Raw genomic sequence first — 17,880 nt, 5'->3', positions numbered from 1 at the left:
AGAACGATGAAAAATTTAGTCTACAGAATTATTAAACCTACACTTCAAAAACATTGGGCGGCCGATTTGGTCTTTGCGGTTATGCGCTTTATTTGCGGTATGCTCCTCGCAATCGATTTTGGGGCCAGTAAATTCGGGATGCCCTGGACCCCAGATGATAAGAATCTCTCCCTTTTTCAAGTAGTCGATTGGTTTCCACAGGATGTGGCAGCTTATGGTGGCCTCTTCGAAGCATTTCCCGTTTTCTTTGCTTGGATGGGAGCTTTTAGTGAAGCCGTTGGAGGATTGTTTTTAGCATTGGGATTAAAAACGAGGGTATTTGCCTTTCTAATTATGTGTACCATGTTGGTAGCTATCATTTTTCAGAAATGGGGACAGGGAACTTGGGGGATGTTGCCGGCCTTTGGATTTCTTTGGATTTCCGTATACCATCTGTATTTGGGCTCCGGGCGCTTTGGTGGCGACTATCTTATTTCAAAATTCACTTTCAAGAAATCTTAAAAACAAAAAAAATGAACAGACTATTCGTATTGCTATTTCTTGTTGCGACAACAGGGATAGCCCAGATCAAGGGAAATAAAAACATGACCACGGTGACCATCCTCACCGAAGAAAACCTAGTGAATTTGGAAATGGAATTGTATGCCAAGGTTTTCATAGATATGTCGGCATCTTCAGAGTACGTAACCATAACTGGAGATAGCAACCTCATTCCGTTAATTGATACCGAAGTGGTTGATGGCAAACTAAAGCTGACACAGTTAGATTGGATACAACCCTCGCAGGATATTAAAATCTCCATCGGTGCACCTAATTTAAAAAGGCTTCAGGTCGGAGTGCATGAAACAGTCTACATAGAAAATGTATTTTCCGAGGATCTTAACCTAATGGCATTAATGGGTAGTATTGTTGCCAAGGGCAAGGTGAACCATATATCCCTTGGGATAGAAAACGGAATAATAGATGCATCCCAGCTTAAAGCAAGTACTGTTAACGTGAATATTTGGGGAAGGGGCAAAGCAACTGTGAATGCTTCCGAAGTTTTAGAAAGTAAATTGAGTTCCAGTGCCACACTGGAGGTGCTAGGAGAACCAAAAACCATAAAAGGGGATACCAAAAGGGCGCAGGGTAAGTCGAATGAATTTAACTTTGAGTCGGCAGAATATATAACGTTTAAAATAAAGAACAACTCTTGGAATCGCCACAATTTTGTAGTTGTAGGACCCAAGAAGGATGGGAGTACATTTAGTTATGGGTTTCCTATGATGCCAGGAGCTACCCGAAAGGAACGCTGGACCATTGGTACAAAAGTGTACAAAAAATCGAAATTGGGAATCCGAAAGTTGTTGGTAACCATTACTGAAAGCGATGAAGGTGCAACCGTAGAATTGTTTAACTAACTTGATAATCGGATAACTTCTCGGGGCCTTCCAATAATTTCCGAATCACTCTTAAGGTGCCGTCTTGGGTCGTGGCAATTTGCCATTTGATCAATGAGATGGCACCATTTTCAATTTCCATACCCGTAATACTTCGGGGATGGACACAGCTACCATCATTAAATAAAGGAATTTCATGAGGCTCTGGGAAACGGGGCCTATGGGTATGTCCCGCTATGGTAATAAGGTTGTCGTTTTCTATGATCCATCGTTTCAACCTTTTTTCCACCTTAATAAGTTCCCTATAATTCTTTGCCGGACTCGTAGGATCACCAATACCAAATACCTGCAGTTGACGCCATAGGGCACGAACCATAAATCGGTTAAACTTCCATCCATGATAGTTCATCCAATCGGCTTGGTGTCCGTGTAGCATGAAGAGCTCTTGTTTGGTTTCTTCATGCTGTAATACCAGACCTTCACTAAAGGTAATATTAGGAAACAGGGGATCTTCCTTTCCTGTGACCTTATTAAAATAGGTATACAGATGCTTCTTTACATAATTCTGATTCTTATACACCATATCATGATTTCCCAATAAACGGAAGAGGCGGTTTTCCTCAAAGAATCGTTGCATGAGCTCGAACACATTCTTGTGCGCCTCCAAAATTGATTTGAAATCGATGTTCTCCCATAATTCATCACCATCACCTAATTCACAGTAGGTAAATCCTTCGTTATAATAATGTTGAAGGGCATGGAAATAGATATTTCGGTTATTGGCAAAGTCATCGGCAAAACTGTTATCTCCGCGATGGCAATCACTGAAAATGATAAATTTTGAATGGTCATTAAAAGAAATCCGAGGGGCAGTTTTATAAGCTTTGGATATCCTTTTTCTTGAAGACATGAATTTTTTGTTTAAATATACGATATGTCTTTCAGAAATTGCGGGAATAAAAAAGGCCCCGAAAAGGGACCTTCTATTGTTTTAGTAACCAGTGGTTATTTGAACGCACTGTGTCCAGTAATATCCAATCCAGTAATCAATAAGTGAATATCATGAGTTCCTTCGTAGGTAATTACACTTTCAAGGTTCATCATATGGCGCATGATACTATATTCGCCGGTAATTCCCATTCCACCTAGAATTTGTCTGGCTTCACGGGCTATTTTAATCGCCATGTCCACGTTGTTTCGCTTGGCCATAGAGATCTGTGCCGAAGTCGCACGACCTTCATTTTTTAACTGCCCCAAACGGAACGCCAATAATTGTGCCTTTGTAATTTCGGTTATCATTTCGGCTAGTTTCTTCTGTTGAAGCTGGAATGCTGCAATGGGCTTACCAAATTGTACACGTTCTTTTGCATAGCGCAAAGCCGTATCGTAGCAATCCATGGCAGCACCAATTGCTCCCCATGCAATACCGAAACGGGCCGAATCCAAACAACCAAGAGGTGCTCCCAATCCAGATTTATTGGGCAATAGGTTTTCCTTAGGAACCTTTACATCTTGAAAGATCAACTCTCCTGTGGCACTTGCACGAAGGGACCATTTGTTGTGGGTTTCGGGAGTACTGAATCCTTCCATACCACGTTCTACAACCAAACCGTGAATTCTACCTTCCTCATTTTTTGCCCAAACAATGGCTACATCACAGAAAGGGGAATTGGAAATCCAAAGCTTCGCCCCATTCAGTAGGTAATGATCACCCATGTCCTTGAAATTGGTTACCATTCCACCTGGGTTACTTCCAAAATCTGGCTCTGTTAAACCAAAGGAACCCATCCATTCACCGGTGGCTAACTTAGGTAGGTATTTGTTGCGTTGCGCTTCATTTCCGTATTTCCAAATAGGATACATTACCAAAGAAGATTGTACGGAGGCCGTAGATCGTACCCCACTATCTCCTCTTTCTATCTCCTGCATGATCAATCCGTAGGAAATCTGATCTAATCCGGCTCCTCCATATTCGGCAGGAATATATGGGCCAAATGCACCAATTTCCGCCAATCCTGGAATAATGGATTTTGGAAACTCTGCTTTTTGGGCAGCATCCTCAATAATGGGGGATACATCACGCTTTACCCAAGCTCGGGCAGCATCACGAATTAGCTTATGTTCTTCGGTTAAAAGATCGTCCAGAAAGTAGTAATCTGGTGCTTCAAATAAGTCGGGCTTCATCTATATAAATTTTTGGTTGTCAAATTTAATTATTGCAGACGAATAACTCATTTAATTAGAACGAAATATTTGAAGAAATTATAAATTATTTGTTCAGGAAATCTGCCAGCAGACGATGAAAATGATGTACTCCTTTTTCACGTGTGGGAGAAAACCGTCCAGCCTTGTAAAAAGTGGAATTCACTCCTTTTTGTACATTTTCGACCACAAATTCATCTTCCCGTTCTACTTTTTCGAGTGCACTTCCTGCCCCATTGTCCAATTTTGATGGATCGTATACATAGGAGATAAATGAGACTTTGGTTCGGGAAATATCAATGGGTTTTACCACATTAATGGAGAGTCCCCAAGGATAAAAATTGAACATCATATTAGGGAAGACCCAATAGTAATAGGCCGCTACGTTCTTTCCATAGTCTATATGGCCTTCGGGTAAATCGAATACTTCGGTAGCCTCATCGGTGTATCCAATTTGAAGGTTGCAATATTCGTATACCTCGGTGGTATAACTTCCATAATCCAGTGCCTTGTTCAAGTCTTCATGTACGAAAGGTATGTGAAATCCTTCCAAATAATTATCGCAATACAATGCCCAATGAGCGTGTACTAGAAAATCCTTTGATAGGACTTCATTAAATGAAAACTCTTCCAATGGTAAAAATCCCACGCGCTCTTTCATTTTGGCAATGATCAAAGAAAAATCAATGTCCGTATTCAAGCCTACAAATAGAAGTGGCCCCCATTTTTCCAAAGGAAATTTATGCAGATGATCGCAGGGTCTAGGAAAATCTTCCGCTTCATCAAACTCGGGCATGCTTTCAAATTTTCCATTCAAATCAAAACGCCTTCCGTGGTACATGCAGATAAGCCTTTTGGACTTTCCGGGATGCAAGGCAACCAGATTTCCTCTATGTGTACATACATTGGTAAGGCAACTAATAGCATCGTCTTCATTTCGCGTAAGAAGAAGGGGCTCGGTTAGGTAATTTTCAAGAAGAACAAAAGGGTGAACCGATTGAGGTAGCCTAACCAAATTCTCATCACCAATCCATTGCCATGACTTCAGGAATATTTTCTCCTTTATAGCATCAAAAACCTCCTGATCCCTATAAAAGGAGGCGGGAAGTGTCTCTGCTTTTGCGATATCTGGATGAATTTGGAATTTCATATGGATAGAGCTAATAAGTGTATATTTAGCATTCCTTAAATGTAAGTAATTAATACGTAAGTCCTAAAAATTCAGAGACTATGGGCAAAGAGCCACAAAAAATCGGACTTATTATTACCACCTCATTGGTTGTCGGTAATATGATCGGTTCGGGCATTTTTGTCTTGCCGGCAGCACTGGCTTCTTATGGTAGCATTAGTTTATTGGGTTGGATTTTTACAGCTGCTGGGTCCTTGGTACTTGCCAAGGTATTTAGCAACTTCAGTAAGATTATTGTCAATAAAAGTGGGGGCCCATATGCATATGCCAAAGCAGGTTTTGGCGATTTTATCGGATTTCTGGTTGCCTGGGGATATTGGGTGTCCGTCTGGATTACCAATGGAGCCATTGCCATTGCCATTGTTAGTGCTTTGAGTTTCTTTTTCCCTGTTCTAGAGACAAATCCCGTCTATTCCATTAGTCTTGGTCTTGGCTTTATTTGGCTTTTTACTTGGCTGAACTCCCTTGGAATAAAAGAATCGGGAAAAATACAAGTAGTAACGACCATCTTGAAGTTATTACCCCTGCTATTTGTGATTATTGTAGGTATGTTCTTTTTCGATAGTTCCAATTTCCCTGCGTTCAACGAATCTGATGATAGCACTTTTGATACACTTTCTGTGGTTGCCACGCTAACCTTATTTGCGTTCTTAGGCCTTGAGAGTGCAACCATTCCAGCAGCTAATGTAAACGAACCAGAAAAAACGATCCCCAAAGCGACAATGCTTGGGACCATTATTACGACCTTAGTCTATATTTTTGGTACGGTGGTATTGTTTGGGTTACTTCCGGTAAATGACCTCATGAATTCTCCGGCTCCCTTTGCTGAAGCAGCCAAATTAATTGGAGGCGATGCTGCTGGCTATTTTGTAGCTGGAGGTGCGGCAATCGCTGCCATAGGAGCGTTGAATGGTTGGATTTTGGTGATGGGTCAAATTCCCATGGCAACTGCTAAGGATAAACTCTTTCCCAAAGTGTTTAAAAACGAAAATAAGAAGGGCACTCCCATTATGGGATTGTTGATAGGAAGTGTATTGTCATCTTTTGTAATGCTCATGAACTATACTGAAGCACTGGTAAAGCAGTTTGAATTTATGGTGCTGCTCACAACTTTGTGCTGCTTAATCCCATACATATTTACCGCAGCTTCCTATGCATTGGTAAAAATTGACTCAAAAATGCAAACAAAGGGGAGGCTCAATACGATAATACTTTCCTCACTTGCATTTGTCTATGCCATGTGGGCCGTTTATGGCTCTGGAAGTGATACGGTTTTTTATGGTTTTTTATTACTATTGTCGGGAGTTCCACTTTATGTTTTCATGAAATGGAACCGCAAACCTTAATTCATGAAAGAAACACATCATTCAGAATATTTAACGCTCAAAACGGTTTTTATCAAACCCGTGGAACACGCATTTGTTTCCGATAATATTCTGGCCGAACAATGGAAGCCATTAAATTACCTATCAAAGCCAGACTATGTCAAAGCGCAAGGGGAATATTCAATTTTTGAAGACATATTGCTTCGATCTGGGGTGCAAATCAAGCATTTTGACAAAGATGACAAATTGATGATCGATTCCATCTATTGCAGGGATGCGTCCATTGCTACGGATTTTGGAATGATAATATGCAATATGGGAAAGAAGGGAAGAAGAAATGAGCCTAACTCACAAAAGCAGGCATATGTTAGGCAGAATATTCCAATTCTTGGGGAAATAACAGCCCCTGGAACCCTGGAAGGTGGGGATGTAGCGTGGTTGGATGAAAAGACGCTGGCCGTTGGTCATACCTACCGAACAAATTATGAGGGTATTGCCCAATTGAAAAATATGCTTGAACCTAAAGGAATTGAAGTGTTAGTGGCAGAATTGCCGCATTATAAGGGAACAGAAGATGTGTTTCATTTAATGTCCATATTGAGCCCAGTGGACAAGGATTTGGCAGTGGTGTATTCTCCACTCATGCCTATTGCTTTTAGAAACGAATTAATTGGGCGTGGTTTTAAGCTAATTGAGGTTCCGGAAGAAGAATTCGAATCTATGGGTTGCAATGTCCTAGCGGTAGCACCGAGGAGATGCATTATGGTCGAGGGTAACCCAAGAACGCAAAAAGCTATGCTGGAGGCAGGTTGTAAGGTTTCCGTATATCGAGGGGAACATATTAGCGTCATGGGTGGAGGAGGCCCTACTTGTCTAACACGTCCCATGTTAAGAGGGAATTGATTACATCTTTAGATAAAAATCCTTCACCAGTTCTATGTATTCCGGGGTGTATTGATGCCTACTTGTTTCAATAATTAGTTGTTCCGGAATTACCTCTTTTTCATGGAATGAAAACTCCATAAGGCTTCTTTTTTCTTCAGCATTGGGACTGCCTTTAACACGGCATAGTCTGTTTAGGAATAGATGGTGTTCTTTTGCCAATGCTATAAATGCCTCTTCTTCCTTTCTAGGCAATATTAGTGCGAAACGACCTTCTTTAGCCAATAAGTGTGCGACACAAACGATCAAGTGCTGAAATGGCAAGGAATCTACGAATCGCGCCGAATTCCTGGAGGTGTCATCACTTTTAAAGTCTTCGGAATAAAATGGAGGATTGGAGATAATTAAGTCATAGGTGTCATCTATCTCACTAGCGAATTCCTGAACCGAGGCGTGGTAACAAAAGAGGCGATTGCTCCAAGGGGAGTTCTCAAAATTTTCTGAACATTGTTCGTAGGCGTCGTCGTCAATTTCTATGGCATCAATAGTTTCCGAGTTACTTCGCTGTGCCAATTGTAATGCAATAACGCCAGTCCCGGCCCCGATATCCAAAGCGCTATTGGGGGAGTGGTGCAATGAAGCCCATGCACCCAATAACACCCCGTCCGTGCCAATTTTCATAGCGCATCTGTCCTGATGTACGGTAAATTCCTTGAATTGAAAAGGTGCGTTCATTACAGATAGAGTTCGATGAGTCCATCTGGAGCTTCTAGGATGATCTCTTTCTTGGTGCGATCTACCTTTTTAATAATGTCATCATTAATGGGGATAAGAACTTCAGTGCCCTGGTGGTCAATTTCCAAAAGATGTTGTGCCGTGGAGTCGTTTACTGCTTTAATCGTTCCCAATTCGCCAAATCGAACATCAATGGCAGTAAACCCGATAATTTCGTGGTAATAGAATTTATTTCCGGTAAGTGCAGGCAGAAGGGCTAGTGGCAGGTAGAGTTCCTTTCCCAATAAAGCATCCGCATCTGCTTCGGTGTCTACCTCTTCGAACCTAATCCGAAGAAGCGAACTTTTATGAAGTGACAGTTGGTCAATAAAAAATGGAATCAAATTTTTGTTGGTTTCAACAAAAACAGATTCCATTTTCAAAAATTGTTCGGGATCGTCGGTATCTAATTTTACCAATACCTCGCCCTTAAAACTGTATTTTTTTACGACTTTGCCAACGAAGAAACAATCCTTCTTTTGCATCGCAAGGAAATTACTCCTCTTCTTTGGCAGTTCCTTCAGCGCTTTCGGCTGCTGCTTCAGCACCCTCGGTCGCAGCTGCTTCTGCTCCTTCTGCCGCTGGGGTCGCTTCTGCCGCTTCAACAGCTGCTTCAGCACCTTCTACGGCATTTTCAGCACCTTCTTCCACTTCTGGTTGTGGAACACTGGCAGCGATTCTAGCTTCATTAACAGCTTTTTCAGCTTCCAATGCATCCGCTTTCGCTTTTGCTTTGGCGTCTGCTAATTTTCCTTTTTTGTTGTCAACCGCTTTTGCTTTCTCTTCCAACCAAGCATTGAATTTTTCGTCAGCTTGTTCTTCGGTTAAAGCACCTTTTCTCACTCCTTCTGCAAGATGTTTCTTCAACATAGCTCCTTTGTATGAAAGGATAGCTCTTGCTGTGTCCGTAGGTTGAGCTCCATTTTGAAGCCATTGTACGGTACCATCTAAATTAAGGTTGATTTCCGCTGGGTTAACGTTCGGATTGTAAGTTCCTAATTTCTCTAAGTACTTACCATCTCTTTTTGAGCGACTGTCTGCCGCTACGATCCAGTAAAAAGGTTTTCCTTTCTTACCGTGTCTTTGTAATCTAATCTTTACAGGCATAATAATTAATTTTTGGGGTACACGACCCCGGTTTTAATTTGAGTGCGCAAATGTACTATTATTTTGCTTTAAAATTAGGTAGATCGAACTTTTATTTTATATTTGTTGCAACCTATTTATGCAAATTACCATGAGAAGACTAATTCTACTAGGATTATTAGTAGCAGTTTGTTTTATGACAGCCTGTGAAAGTACCGAAGACAACAGCCCCGCTCTTCAAGGTCAGATGGAAGATTTTTTCTACAAAGCAACTGATGTTCGGGCAAAACAAAACGAAGATGGGACGTATACCATTCAAGGTATAACCCAAAATGAGACATTAACCCTTCATTTACGAAGCGGACAACTTTTAACCTATCCATTGGGTGAGGGCAATGCAAGTTATGCAACCTACGAAGATGGCTTAGGTAATACGTATACGACATCGCCCTATGGGTCTGGAGAAATAATCCTTACAGATCGTTGTATCTCCTGTGGCTGGCTTACTGGAAGTTTTAATTTCTCAGCCATACAAGAGGGTGTAGATACTATTTCAGTAAATAAGGGCTTCTTTTTTAAAGTTTCCTTTCTGGAAGGACAATTGCCTTCAGATATACCCACGGTTTCCGATGGTGTGATGGTTGGTGTTGTCGATGGCGTATCTTTTGAAGCGAACAGCGTAAATGCAGACCTTGCCAGTGGTTCTATTCGTATAGATGGACTTAAAGAAGGCAAATCCATTAAAATTTCAATTCCATCAGACGGTGTGTCTGGGAACTATACCTATCCTATGGACGGCTTTTATGCTGCCTATGTGGATAATGGAGTAGAGGACCCTGCAGTTTCAGGACTCATATCTATTAATTTTAATGATACTGCTACCCGAAAAGCACGTGTATTTTTCTCTTTTGTTACCGAAAGCGGTAAACAAATTACGGAAGGAAACACTAGGGTAGACTATTAAACACTTAAAGCAATTGAAAAAAGCCAGGTTTTTGCCTGGCTTTTTTTGTTTATAACTGATCGTGTTTTGTGTACAACTTTCGGAAGGGTATAAGGGTCAGATTTCTTACTTTTACTCCATTCACGATAAGTCTTTATGTATTTAATTTTCGATACAGAAACCACAGGGTTGCCTAAAAACTTCAATGCCCCGGTAACCGATACCGATAACTGGCCAAGATGTATCCAGATCGCATGGCAATTGCATGACGAGATGGGGAAGGTTGTATCGCATGAGGACTATTTGATACAACCGGATGGTTTCGATATTCCTTACGATAGTGAACGTATTCATGGAATATCTACCGATCTGGCGCGTGAACAGGGAATACCACTGGAAGAGGCCTCCATTCGCTTTGCTGAAGCGCTTGCCAAAGCGAAATTCATCGTAGGGCAAAATGTTGGGTTCGACGTGAACATCATGGGATGTGAGTTTTACCGATTGGGAATGGATAACCCAATGCCCGATATGCTGGTATTGGATACCTGTACCGAAACCACTGCACAACTCTGCCAGATTCCTGGAGGACGTGGTGGAAAATTTAAATTACCCACCCTAACAGAATTGCATCAGTTTCTATTCGATGCCCCATTTGCCGAAGCGCACAATGCAACCGCCGATGTAGAGGCAACCACCCGTTGTTTTCTCGAATTGGTTCGCAGACGGATATTTACGGAAGAAGAACTGGATGTAGCACCAAGTTATTTTGAAGAATTTTCTAGGGAAAATCCTCAGCCCATTAAGTTCATTGGGCTTAAGCACATCAACTTAAAGGCCGCTTCCGAGGAGATTAGAAAGGCACTGGAATCGGAAACTGAAACTGAGGAAATCTCTTCCGAAGAAATTGAGGAGAACATTGCAGTACTGGAAGAACTTCCTTTTGCGCATTTACATAACCATTCCCAGTTTTCTATTCTCCAGTCAACCTCATCCACTAAGGACCTTGTAAATGCAGCCATTGCCGATGGTATGCCAGCGGTGGCATTGACTGATAGTGGTAATATGATGGGTGCGTTCCATTTCACCAAAGCAGTAAACGATTACAACAGGTCGTTAGAAGAAGGTGAGCAGGATAAAGCGCTAAAAGCCATAGTAGGGTGCGAGTTTTTCGTGTGCGAAGATCATGAAAACAGATCCGTAAAGGATAATGGGTATCAGGTTGTGATGCTGGCCAAGAATAAGAACGGATACCACAACTTGGCCAAAATGGCATCGATAGCCTATACCAAAGGATTTTATTATGTTCCGCGTATTGATAAAAAAGTAATTGAAACGTATAAGGAAGATATTATCGTGCTTACTGGAAGCCTTTATGGCGAAGTGCCTTCCAAGGTCCTAAACATTGGTGAAAAACAAGCAGAAGAAGCTTTGTTGTGGTGGAAGGAGACTTTTGGGGACGATCTCTATATTGAAATCATGCGCCACAATCAGGAAGATGAACAAAGGGTAAATACAACCTTAGTTGAATTTTCGAAAAAGCATGGCATTAAATTGGTTGCCTGCAATAACACGTATTACATTGCAAAAGAAGATGCCAATGCACATGACATTTTGTTATGTGTGAAGGATGGCGAAAAACAAGCCACTCCCATAGGAAGGGGTCGCGGTTATCGCTATGGCTTGCCCAATCAGGAATACTATTTCAAGAGTCAGGAAGAAATTAAAAAGCTGTTCCGCGATCTTCCGGAGGCTGTTGCCAATATATCAGAAATCATAGATAAGGTGGAGCCCTTTTCATTGGCAAGGGATGTGCTCTTGCCCAAGTTTGATATTCCGAATGAATTTAAAGTAGCCGAAGACGAAACAGACGGTGGAAAAAGGGGAGAGAATAAGTTTTTGCGCCACTTAACCTATGAAGGAGCCAAGGAACGCTACGGCGAACTTACCGATGAAATTAAGGAACGTCTGGATTTCGAGCTGGATGTTATTCGAAATACAGGTTATCCCGGGTATTTCCTTATTACCGAAGACTTCATTAGGGAGGCTAGGAATATGGGTGTGTCCGTGGGTCCCGGAAGGGGTTCTGCAGCAGGGAGTGCCGTTGCTTATTGTTTAGGAATTACCAATATTGATCCCATAAAATATGACCTCCTATTTGAGAGGTTCTTGAATCCTGATCGTGTGAGCATGCCCGATATCGATATCGATTTTGATGATGAAGGCAGGGGTAAGGTTATGGACTATGTGATCAATAAATATGGGAAGAACCAAGTGGCCCAAATTATCACCTATGGAACAATGGCTGCAAAGTCTTCCATTCGCGATACTGCTAGGGTGCTTGATTTACCGTTGAACGATGCAGATCGTATTGCGAAGCTCATTCCTAACATGACCAAGCTGAACAAGATTTTTGCAATGGATGATAAAACATTGCGTAGTAAGTTTAGGAGTGATGAGCTACCCAAGGTGAACGAATTACTGAATCTTTCTGAAGGAAGCGATTTGGAGTCTGAAACTATAAATCAGGCGAAGGTATTGGAAGGCTCTGTTCGTAATACGGGAATTCATGCCTGTGGGGTGATCATTACCCCAGATGATATTACCAATTTTGTTCCGGTAGCCACAGCAAAAGATTCCGATCTGTATGTGACCCAATTCGATAACTCCGTGGTAGAAAGTGCCGGGCTGTTGAAGATGGATTTCTTGGGATTGAAAACCTTGACCCTAATAAAGGATACCGTAAAGATTGTTTGGCACAAACATGGGGTAAAATTAGATCCCGATAACTTTCCGCTAGACGATGAAAAGACCTATGAGCTTTTCCAGAGAGGGGAAACCGTAGGTATATTCCAGTACGAATCGCCTGGGATGCAGAAACACATGAAGGATTTAAAACCTACTGTTTTTGCCGACCTCATTGCCATGAATGCCCTGTACCGTCCCGGTCCCATGGAGTATATTCCAAGTTTTATTAGAAGGAAGCACGGGGAAGAAGAGATCTCTTATGACCTCCCGGCGATGGAAGAGTACCTGAAGGAAACCTACGGTATTACGGTTTATCAGGAGCAGGTGATGTTACTATCGCAGAAGTTGGCAAATTTTACCAAGGGTGAAGCCGATGTGTTGCGAAAGGCCATGGGTAAAAAACAAAAGGCCGTGTTGGATAAGATGAAGCCAAAGTTCATTGAGCAAGCGGAAAAGAATGGTCATCCTGCAGACGTGCTCGAAAAAATCTGGAAGGATTGGGAAGCATTCGCTAGTTATGCCTTTAATAAATCGCATTCTACCTGTTACGCATGGATTGCCTATCAGACAGCCTATCTAAAAGCCCATTACCCAGCAGAATATATGGCGGCTGTACTTTCCAATAATATGAGCGATATAAAGCAGGTAACTTTCTTTATGGAAGAATGCAAGAGGATGGGACTGGATGTGTTAGGTCCAGATGTGAATGAATCGTTCTATAAGTTTACCGTTAATGATCAGGGTGCCGTTCGATTTGGGATGGGGGCCATTAAAGGTGTTGGAGGCAATGCCGTGGCCACTATAGTAGAGCATCGGGATGAGGGCAAGTACAGGTCTATTTTTGATCTGGCAAAACGCATCGATTTAAGGGCAGCCAATAAAAAGGCTTTCGAAAATTTAGTCCTGGCCGGTGGGTTCGATAGCTTTGGAACCCATAGAGCACAGTATATGCATGATGAAGGGGATGGTGTGTTGTTTTTTGAAAAGGTATTGCGGTATGCAGCTAAATATCAGGAAAGCCAGAATTCCAGTCAGGTGAGTTTATTTGGAGATGCTAGTGAGGTACAGATTCCCGAACCACAGGTTCCGCCATGTGAAGAATGGGGAACCATGAAAAAACTGAAACAGGAAAAAGAAGTGGTTGGGATCTATATTTCGGGTCATCCTTTGGACGACTTTAAAACCGAAATTGACAATTTTTGCAATGTAAAGGTGTCCGATTTTCATGAAATGGAACGCTTTGTAAATCGGGAAGTTTGCTTTGGGGGTATCGTGACCGATGTGCAGCATAGAGAAAGTAAGCAAGGCAAAGGCTGGGCGATTTTTACAGTTGAGGATTATGACGATAGTTATGAGTTCAAGATTTTTGGAGAGGAATACCTAAAGTGGCGCCACTTTTTAGTGCCTAATTCCTTTATTTATGCACGCGTATTTGTAAAGGAAGGTTGGGTAAACCGAGATACTGGGAAAAAAGGAGATCCCCGTATGCAGTACAATCATTTTATCATGTTACATGATGTTATGGAACAACAGGCCCGAAAGTTGACGATACAGATGAAGATAGATGAATTGGCCGAAAAACGCATAGCGCTATTAAAAGATCTTTTCCGTACCCACAAGGGGGACAAGCAGTTGCATTTTACCATGTATGATGTAAAGGATAAGGTGAAATTGAATATGCCAAGCCGCAAGACCAAGGTTGCCATAAGCAAAGAGTTGCTGGACGAACTAAAGGAACAGAAGGTTACCTACAAACTGAATTAACCAACCACCCCGTCCCATTTAAGGGGAAAGAGTCTACTTTTTTTAGTAATTTTAGTACAGATCAAAAATTTACGTGATGAAAAAACGAATACTCCTTTTAATAATGGGGCTGGTTTCGCTGAACACCTATGCGCAAGATCCTGAATTATTTGGGACATGGTATTTGTATGAAGTCACGGAAATTTATAAGGGATATAGGTATGTGGTTTCTGAAATAAATCCGCGTATTAGCCCATCGCCCACTTTAACAATTACGGAAGCGTTTGAGATGCATGCAGAAGGGGCGTGTAATACCTCTGATGCGACCTACGAGTTCGATGTAGAGTGGCAGACAATCCGGTATATAGATTCCGTCCGGACTAACGATGATTGCGATTTTCAAATGCATGAATTTTTTGAAGATGCATATTTCAGGTTTCTAGTCAGTGACCTGTGGTATAATCTGGTGTCTGATAGTCAGGGACTTACCCTGTATTTGGAGAACGATGCTTTGGGGTTTGCGGTCCTAAGAAACTATCCACTTTCTTCGGAAGATTATTCCCTGAACAATAGCATTGCCCTGTATCCCAATCCGTCTTCTGATACAATACAAATTAGCACAGAGCAATTTCAAATACAGACGCTAGCGGTATATAGCGTCACAGGTCAACAGGTTCTGAAACATGTGAATACCGATAATTCCATTGATGTTTCTTCTTTGTCCGCGGGCATTTACTTTCTAGAAGTTACGGCTGATACGGGAAGGCAGACCACCCTAAAATTCATTAAAAAGTAAACAGTCCCTTGACTTTTAAAGTTTCACAGAACATGGTTGCCCTTGGTTTGGCAGACGTTTTAAGGGGCGCTACACGTTTTGAAAATGGCTTCGATCCCCGGGCAGGGATGGAAGCGGCATCCTTTTGCTAAGGTTGGGTGCCCAAACCTAAGCGAAAGATACAGCGTACAGCCCGGTCGCTTGTGCCGCAGTGTGAGCTTAGGCGCAAGAGGGCCCGCACTATAGAAAAAAACAATCTGCCAATTAGTCAAAGCTATACTTTGGCTGTAAGTTTTGGAATAAAATTTGACTACTTTTGCGTAACATTTAAATAATAAAACAATGGCTTTAGAAATAACGGACGCAACATTTGAAGAAACTGTATTAAATAGTGACAAACCTGTAATGGTAGACTTTTGGGCTGCTTGGTGTGGGCCTTGTCGCATGGTAGGACCTGTAATCGATGAATTAAGCAACGAATACGAAGGGAAAGCAGTAGTAGGGAAAGTAGATGTAGATGCGAACCAGGAATTTGCTGCTAAGTTTGGAGTACGTAACATACCCACGGTTTTGGTTTTCAACAAAGGAGAATTAGTAGGCCGTCAAGTAGGGGTGGCTCCTAAAAATGTGTATGCCGAAGCTTTGGATTCACTTTTAAACTAGAAATGCAAAAATAGTTTTAATAAAGGCTCTCTATTGGGAGCCTTTTCTTATTTTAGTAAGCTGTCAGGTCGAGCGCAGTCGAGGCCTTTATAGAGCTAGAATTTAAGACCTCTCGACTGCGCTCGGGGGGACATCAAAATGGAATATGGAAAAAGTATATAAAGTACAGGACCAAATAGATAATGTCCTTTTAAAAGAGCGCAAAGTGTTCTTGTGGGGAATGGTAGATGACGACACTGCTAAGCATGTGGTGGACAGGTTGTTATACCTTGATTCCCTGAGCAATGAAGAAATTAAATTATACATTAATAGCCCTGGAGGCTATGTTACTTCTGGTTTCTCCATGTACGATACCATTAAGGCCGTGAAAAGCCCGGTGTCGACCATTTGTACGGGACTGGCTGCTTCTATGGGTAGTATACTCCTATCGGCAGGGGAAAAAGGAAGAAGGTTCATTCAGCCCCATGCGAGGGTAATGATTCACCAACCAAGTGGTGGTGCCCGTGGACCTGCTAGCGATATTGAAATCACCGCACAGGAAATCATTAAGACTAAGGAATTGAGCGCCCAGATTTTAGCCGACAACTGTGGTCAGACTTTTAATAAGGTGATGAAGGATTTTAACCGTGACCACTGGATGGGCGCCGAGGAAAGCGTAGAATACGGTATTGTGGATGGAGTTATAGAAGAATAATATTATCTGGCATCTCGATACAACCACGCGCACAGCGTGGTCACTCGATGCCCTAAGGTGATTAAGTATCATACGGTAAACGTGATGTATTGAAATCACCATTGTTAAAATGAATATAGAAAAAGAAATAAATGAGATAACTGGGTTTAAGAACCTGGAGTTATTGGCTACCCAAGTGGTAGAAGGGTTTATTTCCGGTCTTCATAAAAGCCCATTTCACGGGTTTTCTGCAGAATTTGCAGAACATAAGATTTACAACAACGGCGAAAGCACCAAGCATATCGATTGGAAGCTCTATGCCAAGACGGATAAATTATACACCAAACGGTACGAAGAGGAAACCAATTTGCGCTGTCATCTAATCTTGGATAACAGTAGCTCGATGCATTATCCTAAACTGAAGGAATTTCATATCGATTCACTCAATAAAATTGGGTTTTCGGCTTTGGCCATTGCTGCTATTATGAACCTATTGAAGCGTCAACGGGATGCTGTAGGGATGAGCATTTACAGCAATGCGTATGATTATTATGCCCAAGAAAAGGGCAGTGAGCGACATCACCATATGCTTTTGGCGCAATTGAATAAGGCCATTTCAAACAGGAGGAGTGAGGTAACTACCAAAACGTATACGCACCTTCATTTAATTGCGGAGAAACTGAAACGACGTTCCTTGGTATTTTTATTTACCGATATGTTTCAGACAGAAACTGAGGAGGAAAAATTGTTCGAAGCATTACAGCATTTAAAGTATAACAAACATGAGGTGGTGCTTTTCCATACCTATGATGGCAACAAGGAATTGGATTTCGATTTTTCGAATCGGCCAAAGCGTTTTGTCGATGTGGAAACGGGGGAGCATGTAAACTTATATGCCGACACGATCAAGGAGAATTACCAGAAGGCCGTGGAGGACTATTTTGGGGAATTGGAGCTCAAGTGTGGGCAATACCGGATTAATTATGTAAAGGCCGATATTAATAAGGGATTCAATAAAATTTTGACCACTTATTTGGTGGAACGGCAGAAGTTTGGATAAGGGTGCATTTTTTTTCTGAAAATTGTTTGTGGAATAAAAAAGACGTGATATATTTGCATCCGCCTTTGCAACCAAGGTTACTTGATACTGTAAAGGAGAAACAATTTCTTCGAAGCCCAACTGTTGTTGGGGTCTTTGTAAAAAGGCAAGAAAATTGGTCTGGTAGTTCAGTTGGTTAGAATACCTGCCTGTCACGCAGGGGGTCGCGAGTTCGAGTCTCGTCCAGACCGCAACGGATTCTGAATCTGGTTCAGAATTAAGATGTTGTGTTGTGACACAGAAATGTGTTACGTGGTTTAGAAATAGACCAATGAGAAGCTTATCCTGATGGATGGGCTTTTTTTGTTTTAATTTCTTTTCTTAAGCTAAAGCTAGACTCTCTGCTTGCTCGGTTATGGTGAAGGTAGGGTTTTTAACAAATTGTAATCTTTGCTTGTAGGT

16 protein-coding genes and 1 tRNA gene are annotated in these 17,880 nt (G+C 41.8%); 11 read left to right on the top strand and 6 right to left on the bottom strand.

Annotation, left to right across the window (positions count from 1 at the left end; translation table 11 throughout):
• The first annotated feature begins 6 nt into the window (after positions 1–6).
• Together AC6JAD_RS03995 and AC6JAD_RS03990 are read left to right on the top strand one after the other, a co-directional pair.
• Positions 7–501, top strand: coding sequence for a DoxX family protein (locus tag AC6JAD_RS03995; RefSeq protein ID WP_461302436.1), 495 nt, complete (start codon positions 7–9; stop codon positions 499–501).
• An 11-nt stretch (positions 502–512) separates the two neighbouring features.
• Positions 513–1,400 carry a GIN domain-containing protein gene (locus AC6JAD_RS03990; protein WP_461302437.1) on the top strand — a complete coding sequence of 296 codons (888 nt, stop codon included), beginning with the start codon at positions 513–515 and terminating at the stop codon, positions 1,398–1,400.
• Here AC6JAD_RS03990 and AC6JAD_RS03985 read toward each other — a convergent pair.
• The 3 genes from AC6JAD_RS03985 to AC6JAD_RS03975 form a co-directional block, all read right to left on the bottom strand.
• Positions 1,393–2,289 (bottom strand): metallophosphoesterase family protein, encoded by an 897-nt coding sequence (locus AC6JAD_RS03985; RefSeq protein WP_461302438.1) that lies wholly within the window; start codon positions 2,287–2,289, stop codon positions 1,393–1,395. The two genes, AC6JAD_RS03990 and AC6JAD_RS03985, sit on opposite strands and share 8 nt — an antisense overlap.
• 95 nt (positions 2,290–2,384) lie before the next feature.
• Positions 2,385–3,563 carry an acyl-CoA dehydrogenase family protein gene (locus tag AC6JAD_RS03980; protein WP_461302439.1) on the bottom strand — a complete coding sequence of 393 codons (1,179 nt, stop codon included), beginning with the start codon at positions 3,561–3,563 and terminating at the stop codon, positions 2,385–2,387.
• A gap of 85 nt (positions 3,564–3,648) precedes the next feature.
• Positions 3,649–4,731, bottom strand: coding sequence for an aromatic ring-hydroxylating oxygenase subunit alpha (locus AC6JAD_RS03975; protein ID WP_461302440.1), 1,083 nt, complete (start codon positions 4,729–4,731; stop codon positions 3,649–3,651).
• Positions 4,732–4,811: 80 nt separating this feature from the next.
• On the opposite strand from AC6JAD_RS03975, the gene AC6JAD_RS03970 reads away from it, so the two are divergent.
• Positions 4,812–6,116: an amino acid permease gene (locus AC6JAD_RS03970; protein WP_461302441.1), complete on the top strand. Its 1,305-nt coding sequence runs from the start codon at positions 4,812–4,814 to the stop codon at positions 6,114–6,116.
• Between the two features lie 3 nt (positions 6,117–6,119).
• Positions 6,120–6,998, top strand: a complete 879-nt coding sequence (locus tag AC6JAD_RS03965; protein ID WP_461302442.1) for a dimethylarginine dimethylaminohydrolase family protein — start codon at positions 6,120–6,122, stop codon at positions 6,996–6,998.
• Here the strand turns inward: AC6JAD_RS03965 and AC6JAD_RS03960 are convergent, their stop codons facing one another.
• From AC6JAD_RS03960 to AC6JAD_RS03950, 3 genes are read right to left on the bottom strand one after another with little or no spacing between them, the layout of a single operon-like run.
• Positions 6,999–7,712 (bottom strand): tRNA1(Val) (adenine(37)-N6)-methyltransferase, encoded by a 714-nt coding sequence (locus AC6JAD_RS03960; RefSeq protein ID WP_461302443.1) that lies wholly within the window; start codon positions 7,710–7,712, stop codon positions 6,999–7,001. It lies immediately after the preceding gene.
• Positions 7,712–8,236: a ribosome maturation factor RimM gene (rimM, locus tag AC6JAD_RS03955; RefSeq protein ID WP_461302444.1), complete on the bottom strand. Its 525-nt coding sequence runs from the start codon at positions 8,234–8,236 to the stop codon at positions 7,712–7,714. Before rimM ends, AC6JAD_RS03960 begins: the two co-directional genes overlap by 1 nt.
• A gap of 10 nt (positions 8,237–8,246) precedes the next feature.
• On the bottom strand, positions 8,247–8,858 hold the full coding sequence (locus tag AC6JAD_RS03950; RefSeq protein ID WP_461302445.1) for a 30S ribosomal protein S16: 612 nt from the start codon (positions 8,856–8,858) through the stop codon (positions 8,247–8,249).
• Between the two features lie 130 nt (positions 8,859–8,988).
• Here AC6JAD_RS03950 and AC6JAD_RS03945 point away from each other — a divergent pair, with 130 nt between their 5' ends.
• From AC6JAD_RS03945 to AC6JAD_RS03915, 7 genes are all read left to right on the top strand, one after another.
• Complete coding sequence (locus AC6JAD_RS03945) at positions 8,989–9,801, top strand: DUF6252 domain-containing protein (RefSeq protein ID WP_461302446.1); 813 nt, start codon at positions 8,989–8,991, stop codon at positions 9,799–9,801.
• 135 nt (positions 9,802–9,936) lie between these two features.
• A complete protein-coding gene (gene dnaE, locus AC6JAD_RS03940; RefSeq protein WP_461302447.1) occupies positions 9,937–14,289 on the top strand; it encodes a DNA polymerase III subunit alpha in 4,353 nt (1,450 codons plus the stop codon).
• A gap of 76 nt (positions 14,290–14,365) precedes the next feature.
• Complete coding sequence (locus AC6JAD_RS03935) at positions 14,366–15,064, top strand: T9SS type A sorting domain-containing protein (RefSeq protein WP_461302448.1); 699 nt, start codon at positions 14,366–14,368, stop codon at positions 15,062–15,064.
• Positions 15,065–15,385: 321 nt separating this feature from the next.
• Positions 15,386–15,706, top strand: coding sequence for a thioredoxin (gene trxA / locus AC6JAD_RS03930; protein WP_461302449.1), 321 nt, complete (start codon positions 15,386–15,388; stop codon positions 15,704–15,706).
• Positions 15,707–15,851: 145 nt separating this feature from the next.
• Positions 15,852–16,400 carry a ClpP family protease gene (locus AC6JAD_RS03925; RefSeq protein ID WP_461302450.1) on the top strand — a complete coding sequence of 183 codons (549 nt, stop codon included), beginning with the start codon at positions 15,852–15,854 and terminating at the stop codon, positions 16,398–16,400.
• 109 nt (positions 16,401–16,509) lie between these two features.
• A complete protein-coding gene (locus tag AC6JAD_RS03920) occupies positions 16,510–17,439 on the top strand; it encodes a DUF58 domain-containing protein (protein ID WP_461302451.1) in 930 nt (309 codons plus the stop codon).
• Positions 17,440–17,595: 156 nt separating this feature from the next.
• A tRNA-Asp gene (locus tag AC6JAD_RS03915) sits at positions 17,596–17,669 on the top strand.
• Positions 17,670–17,880 lie beyond the last annotated feature (211 nt).

Source organism: Aureisphaera sp., assembly GCF_059726885.1.
This window is presented reverse-complemented; position numbering and strand designations above follow the sequence as displayed.

What these genes read in the sequence shown, in the direction of transcription:
- AC6JAD_RS03995 (WP_461302436.1), top strand. Translation starts at nt 7, where the DNA reads ATGAAAAATTTAGTCTACAGAATTATTAAACCTACACTTCAAAAACAT.
- AC6JAD_RS03990 (WP_461302437.1), top strand. Translation starts at nt 513, where the DNA reads ATGAACAGACTATTCGTATTGCTATTTCTTGTTGCGACAACAGGGATA.
- AC6JAD_RS03985 (WP_461302438.1), bottom strand. Translation starts at nt 2,289, where the DNA reads ATGTCTTCAAGAAAAAGGATATCCAAAGCTTATAAAACTGCCCCTCGG.
- AC6JAD_RS03980 (WP_461302439.1), bottom strand. Translation starts at nt 3,563, where the DNA reads ATGAAGCCCGACTTATTTGAAGCACCAGATTACTACTTTCTGGACGAT.
- AC6JAD_RS03975 (WP_461302440.1), bottom strand. Translation starts at nt 4,731, where the DNA reads ATGAAATTCCAAATTCATCCAGATATCGCAAAAGCAGAGACACTTCCC.
- AC6JAD_RS03970 (WP_461302441.1), top strand. Translation starts at nt 4,812, where the DNA reads ATGGGCAAAGAGCCACAAAAAATCGGACTTATTATTACCACCTCATTG.
- AC6JAD_RS03965 (WP_461302442.1), top strand. Translation starts at nt 6,120, where the DNA reads ATGAAAGAAACACATCATTCAGAATATTTAACGCTCAAAACGGTTTTT.
- AC6JAD_RS03960 (WP_461302443.1), bottom strand. Translation starts at nt 7,712, where the DNA reads ATGAACGCACCTTTTCAATTCAAGGAATTTACCGTACATCAGGACAGA.
- rimM (WP_461302444.1), bottom strand. Translation starts at nt 8,236, where the DNA reads ATGCAAAAGAAGGATTGTTTCTTCGTTGGCAAAGTCGTAAAAAAATAC.
- AC6JAD_RS03950 (WP_461302445.1), bottom strand. Translation starts at nt 8,858, where the DNA reads ATGCCTGTAAAGATTAGATTACAAAGACACGGTAAGAAAGGAAAACCT.
- AC6JAD_RS03945 (WP_461302446.1), top strand. Translation starts at nt 8,989, where the DNA reads ATGAGAAGACTAATTCTACTAGGATTATTAGTAGCAGTTTGTTTTATG.
- dnaE (WP_461302447.1), top strand. Translation starts at nt 9,937, where the DNA reads ATGTATTTAATTTTCGATACAGAAACCACAGGGTTGCCTAAAAACTTC.
- AC6JAD_RS03935 (WP_461302448.1), top strand. Translation starts at nt 14,366, where the DNA reads ATGAAAAAACGAATACTCCTTTTAATAATGGGGCTGGTTTCGCTGAAC.
- trxA (WP_461302449.1), top strand. Translation starts at nt 15,386, where the DNA reads ATGGCTTTAGAAATAACGGACGCAACATTTGAAGAAACTGTATTAAAT.
- AC6JAD_RS03925 (WP_461302450.1), top strand. Translation starts at nt 15,852, where the DNA reads ATGGAAAAAGTATATAAAGTACAGGACCAAATAGATAATGTCCTTTTA.
- AC6JAD_RS03920 (WP_461302451.1), top strand. Translation starts at nt 16,510, where the DNA reads ATGAATATAGAAAAAGAAATAAATGAGATAACTGGGTTTAAGAACCTG.